At 59.7% G+C, this 20,100-nt stretch carries 11 protein-coding genes; all 11 read left to right on the forward strand.

The genetic code is table 11. The features are described from left to right. Positions 1 to 7: 7 nt before the first annotated feature. Positions 8 to 739, forward strand: coding sequence for a response regulator transcription factor (locus tag GRO01_RS11010; RefSeq protein WP_062509843.1), 732 nt, complete (start codon positions 8 to 10; stop codon positions 737 to 739). Then, positions 726 to 2,156 (forward strand): sensor histidine kinase, encoded by a 1,431-nt coding sequence (locus GRO01_RS11015; RefSeq protein ID WP_083541371.1) that lies wholly within the window; start codon positions 726 to 728, stop codon positions 2,154 to 2,156. The genes GRO01_RS11010 and GRO01_RS11015 overlap by 14 nt, the downstream gene beginning before the upstream one ends. A gap of 171 nt (positions 2,157 to 2,327) precedes the next feature. Then, positions 2,328 to 5,495, forward strand: a complete 3,168-nt coding sequence (locus tag GRO01_RS11020; RefSeq protein WP_062509669.1) for an efflux RND transporter permease subunit — start codon at positions 2,328 to 2,330, stop codon at positions 5,493 to 5,495. Next, the gene (locus GRO01_RS11025) at positions 5,492 to 6,784 is read left to right on the forward strand and encodes an efflux RND transporter periplasmic adaptor subunit (RefSeq protein ID WP_174787440.1); all 1,293 of its coding nucleotides are present in this window, start codon (positions 5,492 to 5,494) and stop codon (positions 6,782 to 6,784) included. Before GRO01_RS11020 ends, GRO01_RS11025 begins: the two co-directional genes overlap by 4 nt. Continuing rightward, positions 6,784 to 8,439: an efflux transporter outer membrane subunit gene (locus GRO01_RS11030; protein WP_083541370.1), complete on the forward strand. Its 1,656-nt coding sequence runs from the start codon at positions 6,784 to 6,786 to the stop codon at positions 8,437 to 8,439. Before GRO01_RS11025 ends, GRO01_RS11030 begins: the two co-directional genes overlap by 1 nt. 99 nt (positions 8,440 to 8,538) lie before the next feature. After that, a complete protein-coding gene (gene rplK, locus GRO01_RS11035; RefSeq protein ID WP_008852418.1) occupies positions 8,539 to 8,973 on the forward strand; it encodes a 50S ribosomal protein L11 in 435 nt (144 codons plus the stop codon). A 4-nt stretch (positions 8,974 to 8,977) separates the two neighbouring features. Next, positions 8,978 to 9,670: a 50S ribosomal protein L1 gene (gene rplA, locus GRO01_RS11040; RefSeq protein WP_141307012.1), complete on the forward strand. Its 693-nt coding sequence runs from the start codon at positions 8,978 to 8,980 to the stop codon at positions 9,668 to 9,670. Positions 9,671 to 9,976: 306 nt separating this feature from the next. Further along, a complete protein-coding gene (rplJ, locus tag GRO01_RS11045) occupies positions 9,977 to 10,501 on the forward strand; it encodes a 50S ribosomal protein L10 (protein ID WP_062509665.1) in 525 nt (174 codons plus the stop codon). A 67-nt stretch (positions 10,502 to 10,568) separates the two neighbouring features. Next, positions 10,569 to 10,943 carry a 50S ribosomal protein L7/L12 gene (gene rplL, locus GRO01_RS11050; RefSeq protein ID WP_041110858.1) on the forward strand — a complete coding sequence of 125 codons (375 nt, stop codon included), beginning with the start codon at positions 10,569 to 10,571 and terminating at the stop codon, positions 10,941 to 10,943. Between the two features lie 240 nt (positions 10,944 to 11,183). Then, positions 11,184 to 15,356 carry a DNA-directed RNA polymerase subunit beta gene (rpoB, locus tag GRO01_RS11055; protein WP_062509834.1) on the forward strand — a complete coding sequence of 1,391 codons (4,173 nt, stop codon included), beginning with the start codon at positions 11,184 to 11,186 and terminating at the stop codon, positions 15,354 to 15,356. Positions 15,357 to 15,436: 80 nt separating this feature from the next. Then, positions 15,437 to 19,756: a DNA-directed RNA polymerase subunit beta' gene (gene rpoC, locus GRO01_RS11060; RefSeq protein ID WP_141307014.1), complete on the forward strand. Its 4,320-nt coding sequence runs from the start codon at positions 15,437 to 15,439 to the stop codon at positions 19,754 to 19,756. Positions 19,757 to 20,100 lie beyond the last annotated feature (344 nt).

A 20,100-nucleotide genomic window follows, 5' to 3' on the forward strand; every position in this document is an offset into this window, starting at 1 on the left:
GAAGATCATGAACATGACGTCCGCACATGAATCCGGGGCGCCTGAGCGCCTTCCCGAACCCTCTCCCCGGCTTCTGCTGATCGAGGATGACGACAGCATTGCGGCCGAGGTCGCCGAGGAGTTGACGACGCGCGGCTATGACGTGACGCGCGCTGCAACGGGCGTTGAAGGGCTGGACCATGCCTGTGCCGGGCAGTTCGATCTGATGATCGTGGACCGCATGCTGCCGGAACTGGACGGGCTGACCGTTATCGAGAGCGTCCGGGCCCAGCGGATCAACATTCCCGTTCTGGTGCTCTCCGCGCTTTCGGCGGTGGATGACCGGGTGAGCGGCCTCAAGGCGGGCGGAGACGACTATCTGACCAAGCCCTTTGCCATGGAAGAACTTGCGGCCCGTCTGGAAGCACTTCTGCGGCGTCCGACAGACAGCCGCGTGACGATGCTGCGGGTTGGCCCACTTGAAATGGATCTGATCGAGCGCAGGGTGTTCCGTAACGGGCAGGAAATCGATCTCCTGCCGCGCGAGTTCCGCCTGCTGGAATACATGATGCGCCGCCCCGACACCGTACTGACGCGCACCATGCTGCTTGAAGATGTGTGGAATTACCGGTTTGTTCCGCAGACGAACCTGGTCGATGTCCATATCGGGAAACTGCGTCGCAAGATCGACGTGCCCGGTGAGGCGCCGCTCATTCACAGCATACGCGGTGCCGGGTTCAGTCTGCGTGTCCCGGGCTGACCTGCGCCTTTCCGAACTCTTCCGGGCTGATCTTTTCCGGACGGCTACGTTCCGGCTGACACTGGCCTTTGTTGTGGCGATCATCGCGGGAATGGCGCTGCAGTTCGGGCTCGTTTACGGCCAGATGAGCGGATACGAGCAGCAGCGCTCGACCGATCTGCTCCAGCGTGAGGCGGCGCTGCTGGTTCATGAAACGCCGGCCCAGCTTGAATATGAAGTTCGCGAGCGCAGCAAGACCGATCTGCGCGTGATCCTCAACGGGGCAGCCCTGTTCGACATGAGCCGCAACCGGATTGCGGGTGACATCAAGAAATGGCCGGTCGGGCTTGAGGTCTCGCCCAGGACGCAGCGTCTGTGGGATGCGCCGCCGGGGGATACGCCCTACGAAATGCGGTATCTGGCCGTCGAGGTCGAGGGGACGAACGGCAACCGCGACCGTATTCTCGTTCTGGCCCGTTCGCTGCACATGGCGAATGAACTGCGCTACATCACCAAGCGTGCGGCATTGATGTCTGTCGTCCCGGTCGTGGCGTTTGCTCTGATGGCCGGGATTTTCCTGAGCCATCGTGCGCTGGGGCGGATCAAGGACATGCATGAGGCGATTGACCGCATCATGGATGGCGATCTGCACGAGCGCCTGCCGACCGGTCGGGAGCGCGACGATATCGAGCGGCTTGCGGTCTCGGTCAACCGGATGCTGGACCGGCTGGAACATCTGCTCGATGAGATCCGGGATGTGGGCAATGACATCGCCCATGATCTGCGGACCCCTCTGGCACGCGTGAAGGCCCGGTTGGAGCGTGTTTCGGCCATTACAAATGATCCGGCCGCGCTTCAGGGTGCGATCGAGCGGGCGACATTGGATCTGGAGCAGTGTTTTTCCGTCATCACAGCCCTGCTGCGGATCGGCGAAATTGAGAACGGTCGCCGCCGGGCGGGTTTTGCGATGATGGATCTGCGCGAACTGCTTGTCGGTGTCGTGGATCTGTATGAGCCTATTGCTGAAACGGAAGGCGTGACGCTTCAGATGGCGGACTCGTCAGAACCTGTGCCGTTGTTCGGGGATAAGGATCTGCTGAACGAGGTTCTGGCCAATCTTGTGGATAATGCGATCAAATTTACCCCGGCTCCCGGAACGGTCAAACTCAGTGCCGGACAGGGGGCTGATGGCGCATGCTGGCTGCGGGTCGCGGATACGGGGATCGGGATTGCGGAAGACGAACGCAAGGCTGTCATGGGGCGCTTCTATCGTTCGGACAAAAGCCGCCATGTTCCGGGGAGCGGGCTGGGTCTGAGCCTGGTATCTGCCATCCTGCGACTGCATGGCGCGACCGTTGATATTGTGGCGGCCCGACCCGGCGACGCGTTGCCCGGAGCGGTTTTTACCATTCATTTCGCGGCACCCGCATCTGTCTGAGGTGTGGGTGTAATGTGTCTTACTGTGTCAATGTTTGCCGCGTGTCTTGATATTTAAACAGAATTTTCCTTGTCGTCTGAGTCCCGATGGATATGACTCGGATCAATTTGCAAGGGGACACCCGTTGAGAATGACCGGACCAGGAAGAGCCCGCAGGGGTAGTCTGACCGCATGAATGCCATCGTTGTTACCGCACTGAAGCGGCCTTATACCTTCGTCGTCCTGTCGATCATGATCCTGATTTTCGGCGTCAGGGCCATTGTTTCCACGCCGACGGACGTGTTCCCGTCCATCAAGATTCCGATCGTGGCGGTCATCTGGTCCTATACGGGTCTGATGCCGGAGGATATGTCGGGCCGTATCGTTTACTATTACGAACGGTCACTGACGGCGACGGTTAGCAACATCGAGCATATCGAGAGCTCGTCCTATTACGGGCGTGGCATCGTGAAGGTGTTCTTCCAGCCGGGGACCAATACGGCTGTTGCACAGACGCAGATTACGTCGGTGTCCCAGACGGTCATCAAGCAGCTGCCGAACGGTTCAACGCCGCCGCTGATTCTGGCGATGGATGCGTCTTCCGTTCCGGTTCTGACGCTGCAGGTCAACAATCCGACCATGTCCGGGTCGGAAATCTACAACATGGCGTCCAACCTGATACGGCCGGAGCTGATTTCCGTGCCCGGGGCGGCCATTCCCAATCCCTATGGTGGTCTTGCGCCGGACATCATGGTGGATATTGATCCGATCAAGCTTCTCGCGCACAGGCTGTCGCCTGAGGACGTGGCCTCCGCACTGAACCTGCAGAACATCGTTCTTCCGGCGGGTGACCAGCGGATCGGCCAGCTTGACTGGATGGTGAAGACCAACTCCACGCCCCTTGATCTGGATGTGTTCAACAAGATGCCGATCAAGCAGGTCGGCAATTCCGTGATCTATCTGCGGGATGTCGCCTGGGTGCACCGGGGAGGGCCGCCGCAGATCAACGCTGTCCTTGTGAAGGGGCAGCAGGCAGTGCTGATCGTCATCCTCAAGAGCGGTGACGCGTCCACTCTGTCTGTCGTGAGCGGGATCAAGAAGCTCCTGCCGCAGGTCGGGGCGACGCTGCCAGCCGGAACGACGATGAACGTCCTGACCGATGCGTCGAGCTTCGTGAAGGAATCGGTTGTGGACGTGGTGCGGGAAATGATCACCGCCGCCATCCTGACCAGCCTGACAGTCATGCTGTTCCTGGGCTCGTGGCGCTCGACCGTGATCGTGGCGACGTCCATTCCTCTGGCCATGCTGTGCTCGATCATCGGGCTGAGCATTGCGGGGCAGTCCATCAACGTGATGACGCTGGGCGGTCTGGCGCTGGCCGTCGGTATTCTCGTGGATGATGCGACCGTCATGATCGAGAACATCGATGCACATCTTGAGACCGGCAAAGACCTTGAGGACGCCATCATTGATGCGGCGAACCAGATCGTCATTCCGACCTTCGTGTCCACGACCTGTATCTGCATCGTATGGCTGCCGCTGTTCGAACTGACGGGCATTTCCGGCTGGCTGTTCATGCCGATGGCCGAAGCCATCATCTTTGCGATGATCGCATCCTTCATCCTGTCGCGGACACTGGTGCCGACGATGGCGAACTGGATGCTGGCGGCGCAGGTGCGGATGCATCGCGATCCCGAATGGCATAATCGCAAGCTCAGCATTTTCGGACGTTTCCAGCAGGGTTTCGAGGCGCGCTTCACCAGCTTCCGCGAGCATTACAAGACCGTCCTCGAGACATTGATCTCGATCCGTGGCCGTTTCGTGACGCTGTTCCTGCTGGCGGCCATCTCGTCCATGGCGCTGCTGCTGTTCATCGGGCAGGACTTCTTCCCCGAGATCAAGTCAGGGACGCTGCAGATGCACATGCGCGCGCCCATCGGAAGCCGGCTGGAAGAAACCGGCAAGATCGCCGGGCTGGCCGAGCGCCGGATCCGCAGTCTGCTGCCGGGACAGGTGGTCAATGTCGTGCATAACTGTGGCCTGCCGTTCAGTCAGCTGAACCAGGCAATGATCCCGTCTCCGACCGTCGGATCGCAGGACTGCGACATCACCATCCAGCTGCGCAATTCCGAAAGCCCGATCCCGGAATATCGCCGCACGCTCCGCAAGGGGCTGACGAACGACTTCCCGGGCACGGTCTTTACGTTCCAGCCGGGTGACCTGACGGCCAAGATCCTGAACTTCGGTCTGCCGTCACCGATCGACGTGCAGGTCGTCGGTCGTGATCTGAGCGGAAACTTCAAATTTGCCACGAGGCTCGCCAAGAAGCTCCGTCACATTCCGGGCATTGCCGACGTCTCCATTCAGGAGCCGATGACGCAGCCGACCATCATGGTCAATAACCGTCGAAGCTTTGCGCTGGGAACAGGCATCACCGAGCGTGATGTGGCCCTGAACGCGCTTGTCACGCTCTCCGGCAGTGGTCAGGTGGGGCAGACCTATTACCTGAATGCCCAGGGCACGTCACAGCTGATCGACGTGCAGACACCTGCGAACTATCTGCAGACCATGAACGATCTGGAAATCCTCCCGATCGACAAGGGAGACGGCAATCCGACCAACCAGACGCCGCAGCTTCTGGGTGGTCTGAGTGAACTGGTCCAGACCGGGACGCCGGCGGAGGTCGCGCATTACAACATCATGCCGGTCTTCGACATCTATGCCGCGCCGGAAGACATGGATCTCGGGACCGTCTCACGGGCGGTGAATCGGATTGTCGATCAGGAGCGCAAGCTTCTGCCGCATGGTTCGAGCCTTGTGGTTCGTGGTCAGGCCGTGACGATGAACGACGCCTATGTGCAGCTGATCGGCGGGCTCGCGCTGTCGATCGTGCTGGTTTACCTGATCATCGTCGTGAACTTTCAGTCCTGGCTTGATCCGTTCGTCATCATTACGGCCCTGCCGGGTGCGCTGGGTGGCATCTCGTGGAGCCTGTTCCTGACGCATACCTCCATGTCGGTGCCAGCGCTGACGGGCGCGATCATGTGCATGGGTACGGCCACGGCCAACGCCATCCTTGTGGTGTCCTTCGCCCGTGAACGGATGGACCATCATGGCGATGCCATCACAGCGGCACTGGAAGCGGGGTACGAACGTATCCGCCCGGTTCTGATGACGGCGCTAGCTATGATGATCGGCATGATTCCGATGTCCATCAGCAATTCCGACAATGCCCCGCTGGGCAAGGCGGTGATCGGTGGCCTGCTGGTTGCGACCGTTGCCACACTGCTGTTCGTCCCCTGCGTATTTGCCCTTATTCATTACAGGCGTCCTGCTGAGCCTGAAGGAGACCACGCGTGAGCCATTCTACGGATCAGGGGCACGTGCCTCCGACAAACCATCCGGCACGCACGGGCTCCGGAGCGCGGGGCAAGATCATCCTGCTGGTGGTGGTCCTGCTGGCGATCGCGCTGGCCGCCTGGGGCATCGTACAGCGGGGAACGCATTATCATTCCCTGACGGGCGCGACGGAAGATGCGGCCATTCCGCCCGTCACCCTGATCACGCCGCAGCCGGGTCCGAAGACACGGCAGGTGGATCTGCCGGCCAACCTGGCCGCCTGGTATGAGGCGCCGATCTACGCGCAGGTCTCGGGCTACGTGAAGATGTGGTACAAGGACTACGGCGCGCATGTGAAGCGCGGTGACGTTCTGGCGGAAATCAGCACGCCAAGCATCGATGCCCAGTTCGAAGCCGCCAAGGCGCATTACAACGTCATTCTGGCGCGCTACAATCTGGCCGTGATCACGACCCAGCGCTGGACGGCGCTGAAGGGAACGCAGGCTGTGTCCCGTCAGGAAGTGGACGTGCAGGCCGCCAACGCTGCTGCACAGAAAGCCGAACTCGAAGCCGCGCGTCATGACGTGGACCGTTTTCAGGCTCTCGAAGACTTCAAGAAGATCGTCGCGCCTTTCGATGGCATCGTGACGTCGCGTCTGGTGAACGTGGGTGATTACGTGAATGCCGGGGGCGGGAACCTCAATTCACGCGGTACGGCCTCCGAGCTGTTCTCGGTCGCCGATGTGCACCGCATGCGTGTGTTCGTCTCTGTGCCGCAGGACTTCGCGAGCGTCATCTCACCGAAGATCGAGGCCGAATTGACGGTGCCGCAGTATCCGGGAAGCCGCTTCCGGGCGACATTCCTTGCAACAGCCAATGCCTTCAATGCCGCGACCCGTACGGTCACGACCGAGCTGACGCTGGATAACAGCGACAATCTGCTATGGCCGAACTCTTATGCCACGGCCCATATTTCGGCTCCGGGAAACCCGAACATCCTGATCCTGCCGGAAGGCGCAATCATCTTCCGGGCTGAAGGGACGCAGGTGGCCAAGGTCATCAACAACCATGCCCATCTGGTGAACGTGAAAGTCGGCATCAATTTCGGGACGACAGTTCAGGTGCTCAGCGGTATTACAAAAGACGACCGCGTGGTTGCCAACCCTACGGCTGATCTGCTGGAAGGGGACGAGGTCAAGATCGTCCCGACCACACCGGGATACAACACGCCGAGCAAGGCGCAGCAGGATGCCGATCAGCAGCCTGTCCGTCAGCATGATGCAAACCCTGAGGAGGCCGGATCTCGCTGATGAAACCGGAATGTTCCCAGTCATCTCCAGCCACCCCGGCCTCTTCCAGACGTAACCGCTCCAGGTGGCGAATCACGACGGCTCTGGCTGGCGTGCTCTCGATCGGGCTGGCTTCATGTGATCTGGCGCCGGAATATCATCCCCAGAAATTCCTCTATCCCGACGGCTGGGAAGGGAAGGGGCTGATGGTCAACGCGCAGCCCGCGGATGGTGCTGTTCGCAGCGACTGGTGGACCATGTTCAACGATCCCATCCTTGATGGGCTTGAAAGGCGCATGCTGGCCGTCAATCCCGACCTGCAGGCACAGGCGGAAGCCTTCACGCAGGCCCGGGATGTGGCCCGCGAGACGGAAAGCCGTCTGTATCCGCAGGTCACCGGTGCTGCTCACATGAGCGACAACAAGGGTTCCGTAGGCCGGCTGTATAACAACACGGCCACCAGCAGCAGCCTCGTCTATGAATCCAATCAGGCTTACAGCGGCGCTGCAACCTGGGAACCGGATTTCTGGGATTCAATCCGCAACACCACGCGGATGCAGAAAAACCTCGCACAGGCTTCGGCGGGCCAGTATGCGCTCGCACGACTGAGCTTGGAGGCCGAACTGGCGTCGGATTACATCGCGCTGCGCGGACTGGATGCGCAGAATGCGGTCTATGATGACTCCATCCGCTACTTCCATGCCGCGGTTGAAATCACGGAACTGCGTCAGGCGGGGTCAATCGGTGCGGGTCTCGATGTCTCGCGTGCAGAAACGCAGCTTTATTCGGCACAGGCCGGAAAGAGCAATCTGATCGCCCGGCGCAATGTCATGGAACATGCGATCGCAGTTCTGCTGAACACGGCTCCAGCAGGTTTCCATATCGCGCCCGTCAAGGACGTGAAGATGCATTTCGGGGTCGTGAAAATCGACGCCGGACTGCCTGCCTCGCTGCTTGAGCGCCGTCCGGATATCGCAATCGCTGAGCGCCAGATGGCCGCGTCGGCTCGTGCGATCGGCGTGTCACGTGCCGCCTTCTATCCGCACATCACCTTCAGCGCCGAGGGCGGCTTCGAGGATGGTGGGTTCGATCTCGCCAGCATCTCCCGGGCTTTCTGGAAGATTGCGGTTCAGGCGGTTGAACCGGCCTTTACGGGTGGCCTACGGCGTGCGGCCCTGCAACGGTCCTGGTCGCAGTACCGGGAGATGGTGGACAACTACCGCTCCGTGGTCCTTTCGGCGTTTCAGGACGTTGAGGATGGTCTGACGCAGACAAGGCAGTTCAAGATCGCACAGGACCAGCAGCAGAAAGCGGTGGAAGCCGCGCTGCGGACGCAGAACATGACCATGGCGCTCTATACTGGCGGTCTGTCGAACTATCTTGATGCCCTCGTGGCGCAGCAGGATGCGCTTCAGGCGCGTCTGGCCGAGGTCGAGGTGCAGACGGCGCAGGTCCAGTCCTCCGTGCGTCTGGTCCGTGCCTTGGGTGGTGGCTGGAGCACGGCTGACCTGCCGGGTATCAAACAGATCGATCCGTTCGGTCCGCTTCAGTATAACAATCTGCGCACTCCGAAGCCGGTCAATGGCATCGATAATCACGCCAAGCCGCTGGACAATGATCTGCGCGGTGATCAGGTGTCGGCGAATGTCCAGCAAGGCTTGACGAAACGGCCCTGACTGGTCTAGGGGTCCGCCTCACTTCGAACGCGGGAGGAGCTGGCACGGCCGACTCCGTTGAACCGCGGTTCGGGAACGACAAACAGGGGAGTCCCGGATATGGCCAAAAAAGTTGTTGGCTACATCAAGCTTCAGATCCCGGCTGGTAAAGCCAATCCTTCTCCGCCGGTTGGTCCGGCTCTGGGTCAGCGCGGCCTGAACATCATGCAGTTCTGCAAGGAGTTCAACGCCAAGACCCAGCAGCTCGAGCCCGGCATGCCGATCCCGGTGGTCATCACCGCCTATGCGGATCGCACGTTCTCCTTCATCACGAAGACGCCGCCGAACACGTACTTCCTGCTGAAGGCTGCCAAAATTTCCAAGGGCAGCCAGACGGTTGGCAAGTCTGCTGCGGTTGGTTCCGTGACGACGGCTCAGCTTCGCGAGATCGCTGAGACGAAGTTCAAGGACATGAACGCCAACGACATTGACGGTGCCGTGCGCATGCTCGCCGGTTCTGCCAAGTCGATGGGCCTGAACGTGGTGGAGGGCTGATATCATGGCCAAGAACAAGCGTCTGAACGCCGCACAGGCAACTGTCGAGCGTAATAAGCCGTATGGTCTGTCCGAGGCTGTCGCTCTGGTAAAGAGCAACGCCAAGGCAAAGTTCGACGAGACGATCGAAATCTCGCTGAACCTTGGCATTGACCCGCGTCATGCTGACCAGATGGTCCGTGGTCTGATCTCCCTGCCGAACGGCACGGGCAAGACCCTTCGCGTCGGCGTTTTCGCCCGTGGCCCGAAGGCTGAAGAAGCCTTGGCTGCCGGTGCAGAAGTTGTCGGTGCGGAAGATCTGGCTGAAAAGATCCAGGCTGGCGAAATCGATTTCGACCGCTGCATTGCAACGCCGGACATGATGGCTCTCGTGGGTCGTCTCGGTAAGATCCTCGGCCCGCGTGGTCTGATGCCGAACCCGCGTCTCGGCACGGTGACCATGGACGTCAAGGGTGCCATCACGGCAGCCAAGTCCGGTCAGGTCGAATACCGCGCCGAGAAGGCCGGTATCATCCACGCTGGCGTTGGCAAGGCTTCCTTCGACGAAGCCAAGCTCGTCGAGAACATCAACGCTCTGGTCGACGCCGTGCAGAAGGCTCGTCCGACGGGTGCCAAGGGTACGTATCTGAAGAAGGCAGCTCTGTCTTCCACGATGGGCCCGGGTGTTCGCGTTGACGTTGCGAGCTTCGAAGCCTGATTGACAGGAGGTCTTCCTTCTGGGAAAGACCTCCACGAAATGACGTCATGCCTTCGGGTATGATGGCTTAGGGGTGGCCTGCTTCGGCGGGCTGCTTCCAAACCTGTCCAAGACCGCACGTGGACCTTCGGGGCTTTAAGGATCTTTCGGGATCGCGGGCGTCAGACGGGGCGACAGTATTAGTGGCTCTGCTGCGATGTGCTGGGTTCGCTCACTTCTGTGGACAGGCGAGCGGGACCGCTTCGAAAGAGGTGGTTCCATGGGTAACCTGGTCCGGTGAAAGCTGGACTGACGAGGAGACAGGTTTTGGACCGTACGGAAAAACGGGCCTTTGTTGAGTTCCTCGCCGATGTGTTTGGCAGCACGTCCATGGTTGTCGTCACCCAGAACAAGGGTCTGACGGTTGCCGATGTGACGGAACTGCGTCGACGCATTCGTGCGGCAGGGGCGACATACAAGGTTGCGAAGAACCGGCTGGCCAGCCGTGCTCTGGATGGGACCCAATTCGACGGCATCGCGCCGCTGCTCAAGGGACCGACCGCGCTTGCGTGGTCCGAAGACCCGGCAGCAGTGGCAAAGGTGATCGTCGAGTTCGCCAAGACGAACGACAAACTGGTGGTACTTGGTGGTGCCCTCGGTTCCCAGACGCTTGGCGTCGATGGAATCAAGGCCCTTGCCGAGCTGCCGTCGCTGGACGAGCTGCGCGCAAAGCTGGTGGGTATGATCAATACCCCGGCCACGCGTATTGCAGGTGTTGTCCAGGCGCCGGCTGGCCAGCTTGCTCGCGTCTTTGGCGCCTATGCCAAGGCCGGCGAAGCAGAAGCCGCCTGAGAATGAAGGTCTGCGTTGCGGCGTAGGCTTGAACCTGATCAACAGTACATCATATTAGGATAAGACCATGGCCGATCTGGCAAAGATTGTTGAAGAGCTGTCCGCTCTGACCGTTCTGGAAGCTGCAGAACTCTCCAAGATGCTCGAAGAGAAGTGGGGCGTTTCCGCTGCTGCTCCGGTTGCAGTTGCTGCTGCTGCCGGTGGCGCTGCTGCTGCACCTGCTGAAGAGCAGACCGAATTCACGGTTGTCCTGGCTGATGCCGGCGACAAGAAGATCAACGTGATTAAGGAAGTCCGTGGCATCACGGGCCTGGGTCTGAAGGAAGCCAAGGACCTGGTCGAAGGCGCACCGAAGACCGTCAAGGAAGGCGCGTCCAAGGACGAAGCTGCCAAGATCAAGAAGGCTCTTGAAGACGCCGGCGCCAAGGTTGAAGTCAAGTAATTCACTGACTTCAGGCTGCACCGCTCGCGGAGCAGCCTCTGCCTGGCAGACAGATGGGGCGGGGATCGCATGCGGTTCCCGCCCGATTTGCCGTTGGAGCAAAACGGGCGTATAGTGCGCGGCTCGCCACGTACTGAAAATTTCATAATGACCGGTCGTTCCGGTCGTCCGCAATGCTGGGGCCAGATTCCCAGCGCCGTTTACGGGCGACTCGAAGGTCTGGTGCAGAGGGCAGAAGAGATGAACGCGATCACCAAATCGTTCACGGGACGCAAAAGGATCCGCAAAAGTTTCGGGCGTATTCCCGAAATTGCGCCGATGCCCAATTTGATCGACGTGCAGCGCGCCTCCTATGAGGCATTCCTGCAGATGAACGTGAGCCCTGACAGCCGGCAGGATGCCGGGCTTCAGGAAGTCTTCCGTTCGGTTTTTCCGATCAACGATTTTGCGGGTCGCGGTCGTCTGGACTTCATGTCCTACGAATTCGAAGATCCGAAATATGACGTCGAAGAATGCATTCAGCGCGGTCTGACCTATGCAGCGCCGCTGAAAGTCATTCTTCGTCTGACGACGTGGGACATCGACGAGGATACGGGCTCACGCTCGATCCACGACATGAAGGAGCAGCCGGTTTACATGGGCGACATGCCGCTCATGACCGATAACGGCACCTTCATCATCAATGGCACCGAGCGTGTCATCGTCTCGCAGATGCATCGTAGCCCTGGCGTGTTCTTTGATCACGACAAGGGCAAGACGCATTCTTCGGGCAAATACCTCTTTGCTGCCCGCGTCATTCCGTATCGTGGTTCCTGGCTCGATTTCGAATTCGATGCCAAGGACCTGATCTATGTCCGCATCGACCGCAAGCGCAAGCTGCCGGTCACCACGCTTCTTTATGCGCTTGAAGGTGCAAACTACCTCGCGCAGCGTGAGCAGAAGATTGCGGACGGTGGCGATGTCGAGGGTCTCGATATCCGCGGCATGGATCAGGATGAAATCCTGTCCTATTTCTATGAAGCCGTGCCGTTCACCCGTCTGGGTGGCGAATGGGCGCGTCCGTTCGATCCGGATGCCTTCCGTGGCCTGAAGCTGCTCAGCCCGCTGGTCGATGCCGACACGGGCGAAGTGGTTGCCGAGGCTGATGCCAAGCTGACCGCGCGCATGGTCCGCAAGATCGCGGAAAAGACCCGCGTCGTGCAGGTCGGTCGCCTCGATATCCTCGGACGCTTCCTGGCCTATGATCTCGTGAACGAGAACACGGGCGAGATTTATGGCGAAGCAGGCGAAGAGCTGACGGAAGACCGCCTGGCCGCGCTTGAGGAAATGGGGATCACTGAGCTTCCGCTGCTGTCCGTTGACGGTTCGCATGGCCCCTGGATCCGCAACACGCTGGCTGCCGACAAGAACAGCTGCCGTGATGAAGCGCTCATCGACATCTACCGCATCATGCGTCCGGGCGAGCCGCCGACCAAGGAAACGGCAGAAGCCATGTTCCATGGTCTGTTCTTCGACCAGGGCCGCTATGACCTTTCCGCGGTCGGTCGTGTGAAGATGAACATGCGTCTTGATGTCGACGCGCCGGATACCCTGCGCGTGCTGCGCAAGGAAGACATTCTGCGCACGATCAAGATCATGTGCGACCTGAAGGATGGTCGCGGTCAGATCGATGATATTGACAACCTTGGTAACCGTCGTGTCCGCTCTGTCGGCGAACTGATGGAAAACCAGTATCGCGTTGGCCTGCTCCGCATGGAGCGCGCTATCCGCGAGCGTATGGGTTCCGTCGATATCGATACGGTCATGCCGCATGACCTGATCAACGCGAAGCCGGCTGCCGCTGCCGTGCGTGAGTTCTTCGGCTCCTCGCAGCTCAGCCAGTTCATGGACCAGACGAACCCGCTCTCCGAAGTGACGCACAAGCGTCGTCTTTCGGCGCTTGGCCCGGGCGGTCTGACCCGTGAGCGTGCAGGCTTCGAAGTCCGTGACGTTCATCCGACGCATTACGGCCGTATCTGCCCGATCGAGACGCCGGAAGGCCCGAACATCGGTCTGATCAACTCGCTGTCGACCTATGCCAAGGTGAACAAGTACGGCTTCATCGAGACGCCGTATCGTCTGGTGGAAGAGGGCGTTCTTCAGGATGGCTGGAAATATCTTTCCGCCATGGAAGAAGAGAAGCTCGTCGTCGCCCAGGCTGATGCCAAGCAGAACGACCAGGGTCGCCTGACGGACGAACTCGTTTCCGTTCGTCGCTCGGGTGACTTCCGCGTCGTTCCGCCGGAGCAGGTCACGGCCTGTGACGTTTCGCCGAAGCAGCTTGTCTCTGTTGCTGCCGCGCTCATTCCGTTCCTTGAGAACGATGACGCCAACCGCGCATTGATGGGCGCGAACATGCAGCGTCAGGCCGTGCCGCTGGTGAAGGCTGATGCCTCGCTGGTCGGTACCGGCATGGAAGCTGCTGTGGCGCATGACTCGGGTGCGACCATCGTGGCCAAGCGCCGCGGCGTGGTTGACCAGATCGATGGTGCCCGTATCGTCGTCCGTGCAACGGATGAAGCTGGTGCCACGCAGGGTGTCGATATCTATCGTCTGCGCAAGTATATGCGCTCCAACCAGTCCACCTGCATCAACCAGCGTCCGCTGGTAAAGGTCGGTGACACGGTTCATGCCGGCGACATCATCGCCGATGGTCCGTCCACCGAGCTGGGTGAACTGGCTCTGGGCCGCAACGTGCTCGTCGCGTTCATGCCCTGGAACGGTTACAACTTCGAAGATTCCATCCTGATCTCCGAGCGTATTGCCCGTGACGACGTCTTCACTTCGATCCATATCGAAGAGTTCGAAGTCATGGCTCGTGATACGAAGCTGGGTCAGGAAGAAATCACGCGTGACATTCCGAATGTCGGTGAGGAAGCCCTGCGTAACCTCGACGAAGCCGGTATCGTCTATGTTGGCGCCGAGGTGAACCCGGGCGACATTCTCGTTGGCAAGGTGACGCCGAAGGGTGAAAGCCCGATGACGCCTGAAGAAAAGCTTCTGCGCGCCATCTTCGGCGAAAAGGCTTCCGATGTCCGTGACACGTCCCTGAAGCTGCCGCCTGGCACGACGGGTACGATTGTCGACGTTCGCGTCTTCTCCCGCCGTGGCGTGGACAAGGACGAGCGTGCGATGGCCATCGAGCGTGCCGAAATCGAGCGTCTCACCAAGGACCGTGACGACGAGCGTGGCATTCAGGAGCGCAGCTTCTACAACCGTCTGCGTGAGCGTCTGGTTGGTCAGACGGCCGGTGCCGGCTTCAAGGGCATCCGCTCCGGTACGCCGATCACAGAAGAAGTTCTGGACGAGCATCATCGTGCGACCTGGGCTAGCATCACGGTCACATCCGACGAAGTTATGGCGGAGCTTGAAAAGCTGCGTGGTGAGTTCAAGGAAGCGACCCGCCGGATCGATGCGCGTTTCGACAGCAAGGTCGAGAAGCTGCAGCGTGGTGACGAGCTGCCGCCTGGCGTGATGAAGATGGTCAAGGTCTTCGTTGCCGTGAAGCGCAAGCTTCAGCCGGGTGACAAGATGGCTGGTCGTCACGGTAACAAGGGTGTCGTCTCCCGCGTTGTTCCAGTTGAGGATATGCCTTTCCTTGAGAATGGTCAGGCCGTCGACATCGTACTGAACCCGCTGGGTGTGCCGTCGCGCATGAACATCGGTCAGATCCTCGAAACCCATCTGGGCTGGGCCTGTGCCAATATCGGCGCAAGCATCGGTGATATGGTGGACGAGTATCAGCGGACCGGTGAGCGCAAGCAGGAGCTGCTGGATCGTCTGCATGAAGTCTATGGCGATGTCATCTTCAACGAAGATGTGGCGACCCTGCCAAACGAACAGCTGATCGAGCTTGCGAACAACCTTCGCAAGGGTCTGCCGATCGCAACGCCGGTGTTTGACGGTGCCTCCATCCCGGACATCGAAGAGATGCTCGAGAAGGCTGGCGTCAACAAGTCGGGCCAGTCGCAGCTGATCGATGGTCGTACGGGTGAGCCGTTCGAGCGTCAGACGACGGTTGGCTATATCTACATGCTGAAGCTGCATCACCTTGTCGATGACAAGATCCATGCCCGTTCGATCGGTCCTTACTCGCTCGTCACGCAGCAGCCGCTGGGTGGTAAGGCGCAGTTCGGTGGTCAGCGCTTTGGTGAAATGGAAGTGTGGGCCCTTGAGGCATACGGTGCAGCCTACACGCTGCAGGAAATGCTGACGGTGAAGTCGGATGACGTGTCCGGCCGTACCAAGGTCTACGAGGCAATCGTTCGCGAGCAGGACGATTTCGAAGCAGGCATTCCGGAGAGCTTCAACGTTCTGATCAAGGAACTGAAGTCGCTCGGCCTGAACGTCGAACTCGAGCAGAGCGGGCTTTAATTGCCCGCTCCCTCCTTCTCGCCACGGTTCATTTTTAAGGTGTCCGCGGGACGCCGCGGTACACATTGGGGTTTCGGCGCATGAACGAACTCATGAAGATCCTGGGTCAGACCGGCCAGTCGGTGACCTTCGACCAGATCAAGATCCAGCTCGCTTCCAGCGAGCAGGTGCGGTCGTGGTCTTACGGCGAAATCAAGAAGCCGGAGACCATCAACTACCGGACGTTCAAGCCTGAGCGTGACGGTCTGTTCTGTGCTCGTATCTTTGGCCCGATCAAGGATTACGAGTGCCTCTGTGGCAAGTACAAGCGGATGAAGTTCCGCGGTATTGTCTGCGAAAAATGCGGTGTGGAAGTCACGCTGGCCAAGGTGCGCCGTGAGCGCATGGGCCATATCGAACTGGCTTCCCCGGTTGCACATATCTGGTTCCTGAAGTCCCTGCCGAGCCGCATCGCCACGATGCTGGATCTGCCGCTCAAGGACGTCGAGCCGGTTCTGTATTTCGAGAAGTTCCTGGTGCTCGACAAGGGCGTCTGTGAATCCGATCAGATCGATTCTTATAAGAACGGCAAGAAACGCGACCAGTACCTGCTAGACGAAATCCGCTGCGAAGACCTGCTGGATGAATATCCGGATGCGGGCATCGACGTCGGAATCGGTGCGGAAGCCATCAAGCGCGCGCTCTCCAGCTACGACTGGGGTATTCCGAACGACCAGGAACGCGACCTGAGCCTCGCGGCGAAAGAAAAGGGCCTGCCGGATCCGTTCGACTATGACGCTGACGTCATGGAAGGCGATTCCGAGAAGACCATGATGCGCAAGAAGCTGCGCAAGGCGACCTCGGAAGCCGCGCGCAAGAAGCTCGTCAAGCGTCTGAAGCTGGTCGAAGCCTTTGTGGAAAGCGGCTCGCGTCCGGACTGGATGATCATGGACATCGTCCCAGTCATTCCGCCGGAACTGCGTCCGCTGGTGCCGCTGGATGGCGGCCGTTTCGCGACGTCTGATCTGAACGACCTGTATCGCCGCGTCATCAACCGTAACAACCGTCTGAAGCGGCTGATCGAGCTGCGTGCGCCGGACATCATTGTCCGCAACGAAAAGCGCATGCTGCAGGAAGCTGTTGACGCCCTGTTCGACAACGGCCGTCGTGGTCGTGCCATCACGGGGGCCAACAAGCGTCCGCTGAAGTCGCTGTCCGACATGCTGAAGGGCAAGCAGGGCCGCTTCCGTCAGAACCTGCTCGGAAAGCGCGTCGACTATTCCGGCCGTTCGGTCATCGTGGTCGGTCCGGAGCTGAAGCTGCATCAGTGCGGTCTTCCGAAGAAGATGGCGCTCGAGCTATTCAAGCCGTTCATCTACTCGAAGCTCGAGAAGTACGGTCACGCCACCACCATCAAGGCTGCAAAACGCATGGTGGAGAAGGAACGTCCGGAAGTCTGGGATATCCTCGAAGAGGTGATCCGCGAGCATCCGGTCATGCTGAACCGTGCGCCGACGCTTCATCGTCTGGGTATCCAGGCGTTCGAGCCGACGCTGATCGAAGGCAAGGCCATCCAGCTTCACCCGCTGGTCTGCACCGCGTTCAACGCCGACTTCGACGGTGACCAGATGGCCGTTCACGTGCCGCTGTCGCTTGAAGCGCAGCTTGAAGCCCGCGTACTGATGATGTCCACGAACAACATCCTCAGCCCCGCGAACGGCAAGCCGATCATCGTGCCGTCCCAGGATATCGTTCTGGGTCTGTATTACCTGAGCCTTGAGGTTCCGGAATACCGCGAGACGCCGGACGAAGCTGTCATCAAGGATGGCAAGGTCGTCACGGCTGCTCCACCGGCCTATTCGGATGTTGCTGAAATCGAAAGTGCCATGCTTTCGGGCTCGTTGAAGCTGCATGACAAGATCCGTCTGCGCCTGCCGACGGTTGATGCCGATGGCAAGCCCGTGCGTCAGACGATTCTGACGACACCGGGTCGTGCCCTGATCGCGCAGATCCTGCCGAAGCATCAGGCCATCCCGTTCAGCCTGATCAACAAGCAGCTGACGAAGAAGAACGTGTCCGACGTGATCGACACGGTCTATCGTCACTGTGGTCAGAAAGAAGCGGTGATCTTCTGTGACCGCCTGATGGGACTTGGTTTCCGTCACGCAGCCCGCGCCGGCATTTCCTTCGGCAAGGATGACATGATCATCCCGGAAGCCAAGGCAACGCTGGTTGGCAAGACGTCGGAAGAGGTCAAGGAGTTCGAGCAGCAGTATCAGGACGGTCTGATCACGGCTGGCGAGCGCTACAACAAGGTGGTGGATGCCTGGTCACGCTGCACGGACGAAGTCCAGGCCGCGATGCTCAAGGAAATCTCCAAGCAGGTCATCGGTAAGCCAACGAACTCGGTCTGGATGATGAGCCACTCCGGTGCCCGTGGATCGCCGGCCCAGATGAAGCAGCTCGCCGGTATGCGCGGCCTGATGGTGAAGCCTTCGGGCGAGATCATCGAGCAGCCGATTATCGCGAACTTCAAGGAAGGCCTGTCGGTTCTCGATTACTTCACCTCCAGCCACGGTGCCCGTAAGGGGCTTGCGGATACGGCGCTGAAGACCGCGAACTCGGGTTACCTGACGCGTCGTCTCGTCGACGTGGCGCAGGACTGCATCATTGTCGAGCCGGATTGCGGTACGGAACGCGGTCTGACGGTCCGTGCGGTCATGGATAGCGGCGAAGTCGTCGCGTCCCTGTCCGAACGTATCCTGGGCCGTACGCTGCCCAAGGACATCGTGCATCCGGTTACGCAGGACGTTATCCTGCCGCGTAACACGCTGATCGAGGAAGCCGAGGCTGAACTGATCGAGAAGGCAGGCGTGGAAAGCGTTGATATCCGCTCGGTCCTGACCTGTGACAGCCGCGTGGGCATCTGTGCTCACTGCTATGGCCGTGATCTTGCTCGCGGTACGCCGGTCAACATTGGTGAAGCTGTTGGCGTTATTGCCGCTCAGTCCATCGGTGAGCCGGGTACCCAGCTGACGATGCGTACCTTCCATATTGGTGGTGCAGCAACGCGTGGCGCCGAGCAGTCCACGGTCGAAGCATCCCGCGACGGTATTGTGACGATCAAGAACCGGAACGTCGTCGAGAACTCGCAGAAGGTTCTGGTTGTGATGTCGCGTAACTGCGAGATCCTGCTGACCGACGAGAACGGCGTGGAACGTGCCCGCTACCGTGTGCCTTATGGTGCGCGTCTGATGGTCTCGGAAGGCGAAGCGGTGACGCGGACCCAGAAGATGGCCGAGTGGGACCCGTACACCCTGCCAATCATCACCGAGCAGGCTGGTACCGTCGAGTATCTGGACCTGATCGACAGCATCACGCTCGTTGAGCGCATGGATGAAGTCACGGGCCTGAGCTCGAAGGTCGTCGTTGACTACAAGCAGGCAGCGAAGGGTGTGGATCTGCGTCCGCGTCTGCAGCTCAAGGATGCTTCCGGCAACGTCGTCAAGCTCGCCAATGGCAATGACGCCCGCTACTTCCTCTCGCCTGACAGTATTCTGTCGGTGGAGAACGGAGCAGAGGTTAATGCCGGTGACGTGCTGGCCCGTATTCCCCGCGAAGGGTCCAAGACGCGTGACATTACGGGTGGTCTGCCGCGTGTGGCAGAACTGTTCGAGGCACGTCGTCCGAAGGATCATGCGATCATCGCCGAAGGTGAAGGCCGCATCGAATTCGGGAAGGACTACAAGTCCAAGCGCTGCGTCATCGTCAAGAACGACGATACGGGCGAAGAGACCCAGTACCTCATCCCGAAGGGCAAGCACGTTTCCGTTCAGGAAGGCGACTTTGTCCAGAAGGGCGATCCGCTGGTCGACGGTCCGCGCGTGCCGCATGACATTCTCAAGGTCATGGGCGTCGAGGCTCTGTCCGGCTATCTCGTCAACGAGATCCAGGACGTCTATCGACTGCAGGGCGTGAAGATCAATGACAAGCACATCGAAGTCATTGTTCGTCAGATGCTGCAGAAGGTTGAGATCCTTGAACCGGGCGATTCGACCTACCTGATTGGCGAGACGGTGGACCGTATTGAGTACGAGGGTGAAAACCAGCGTCTCATGGAGAACGGGGATACGCCTGCAAGGGCCATGCCGGTTCTGCAGGGCATCACCAAGGCGTCTCTGCAGACGCAGTCCTTCATCTCGGCGGCCTCCTTCCAGGAGACCACACGTGTCCTCACGGATGCGGCAACGTCGGGCAAGGTGGATACGCTCAACGGTCTGAAGGAGAACGTGATTGTCGGGCGTCTGATCCCGGCAGGAACGGGCAGCGTGATGAACCGCCTGCGGGGCATCGCTGCAAGCCAGGACCGTCAGCGCGTCGGCGGAACATCTCCCGCAGCTGTGGAAGATGCCGCAGAATGAAGAACAGGATCCCTGCTTTAAACAGGGCAGGGATCCGTTCAGCCCGATTCCGCAAACTTTCGGGGCAGAATCGGGCCATTTCGGCTGAACCACTTGACTTGGCGTCGAACCCTTCGTAGGTTCCGCGCCCTCGGCTCCTGCCTTCCCGGAAGGCTGAAAAAGCCGACGAAGTTTAAAGAATCGCATGCGGTGCCGCTATTCTCTTCCGGGGGAAAATGCCAAGGCCGTACGCTAAAGAGAGAAGGGAACAGTTCAGGCTGTTTCCTTTTCACGATGTGGAAATGGCAGGCGGTCCTACCGCATGTCGGTTGGAACAAATGTCACGACAGAAACAGCAATGTTGC

Origin of the sequence: Gluconobacter roseus NBRC 3990, from assembly GCF_006538885.1 — a bacterium.
In the GTDB taxonomy this organism is placed as follows: domain Bacteria; phylum Pseudomonadota; class Alphaproteobacteria; order Acetobacterales; family Acetobacteraceae; genus Gluconobacter; species Gluconobacter roseus.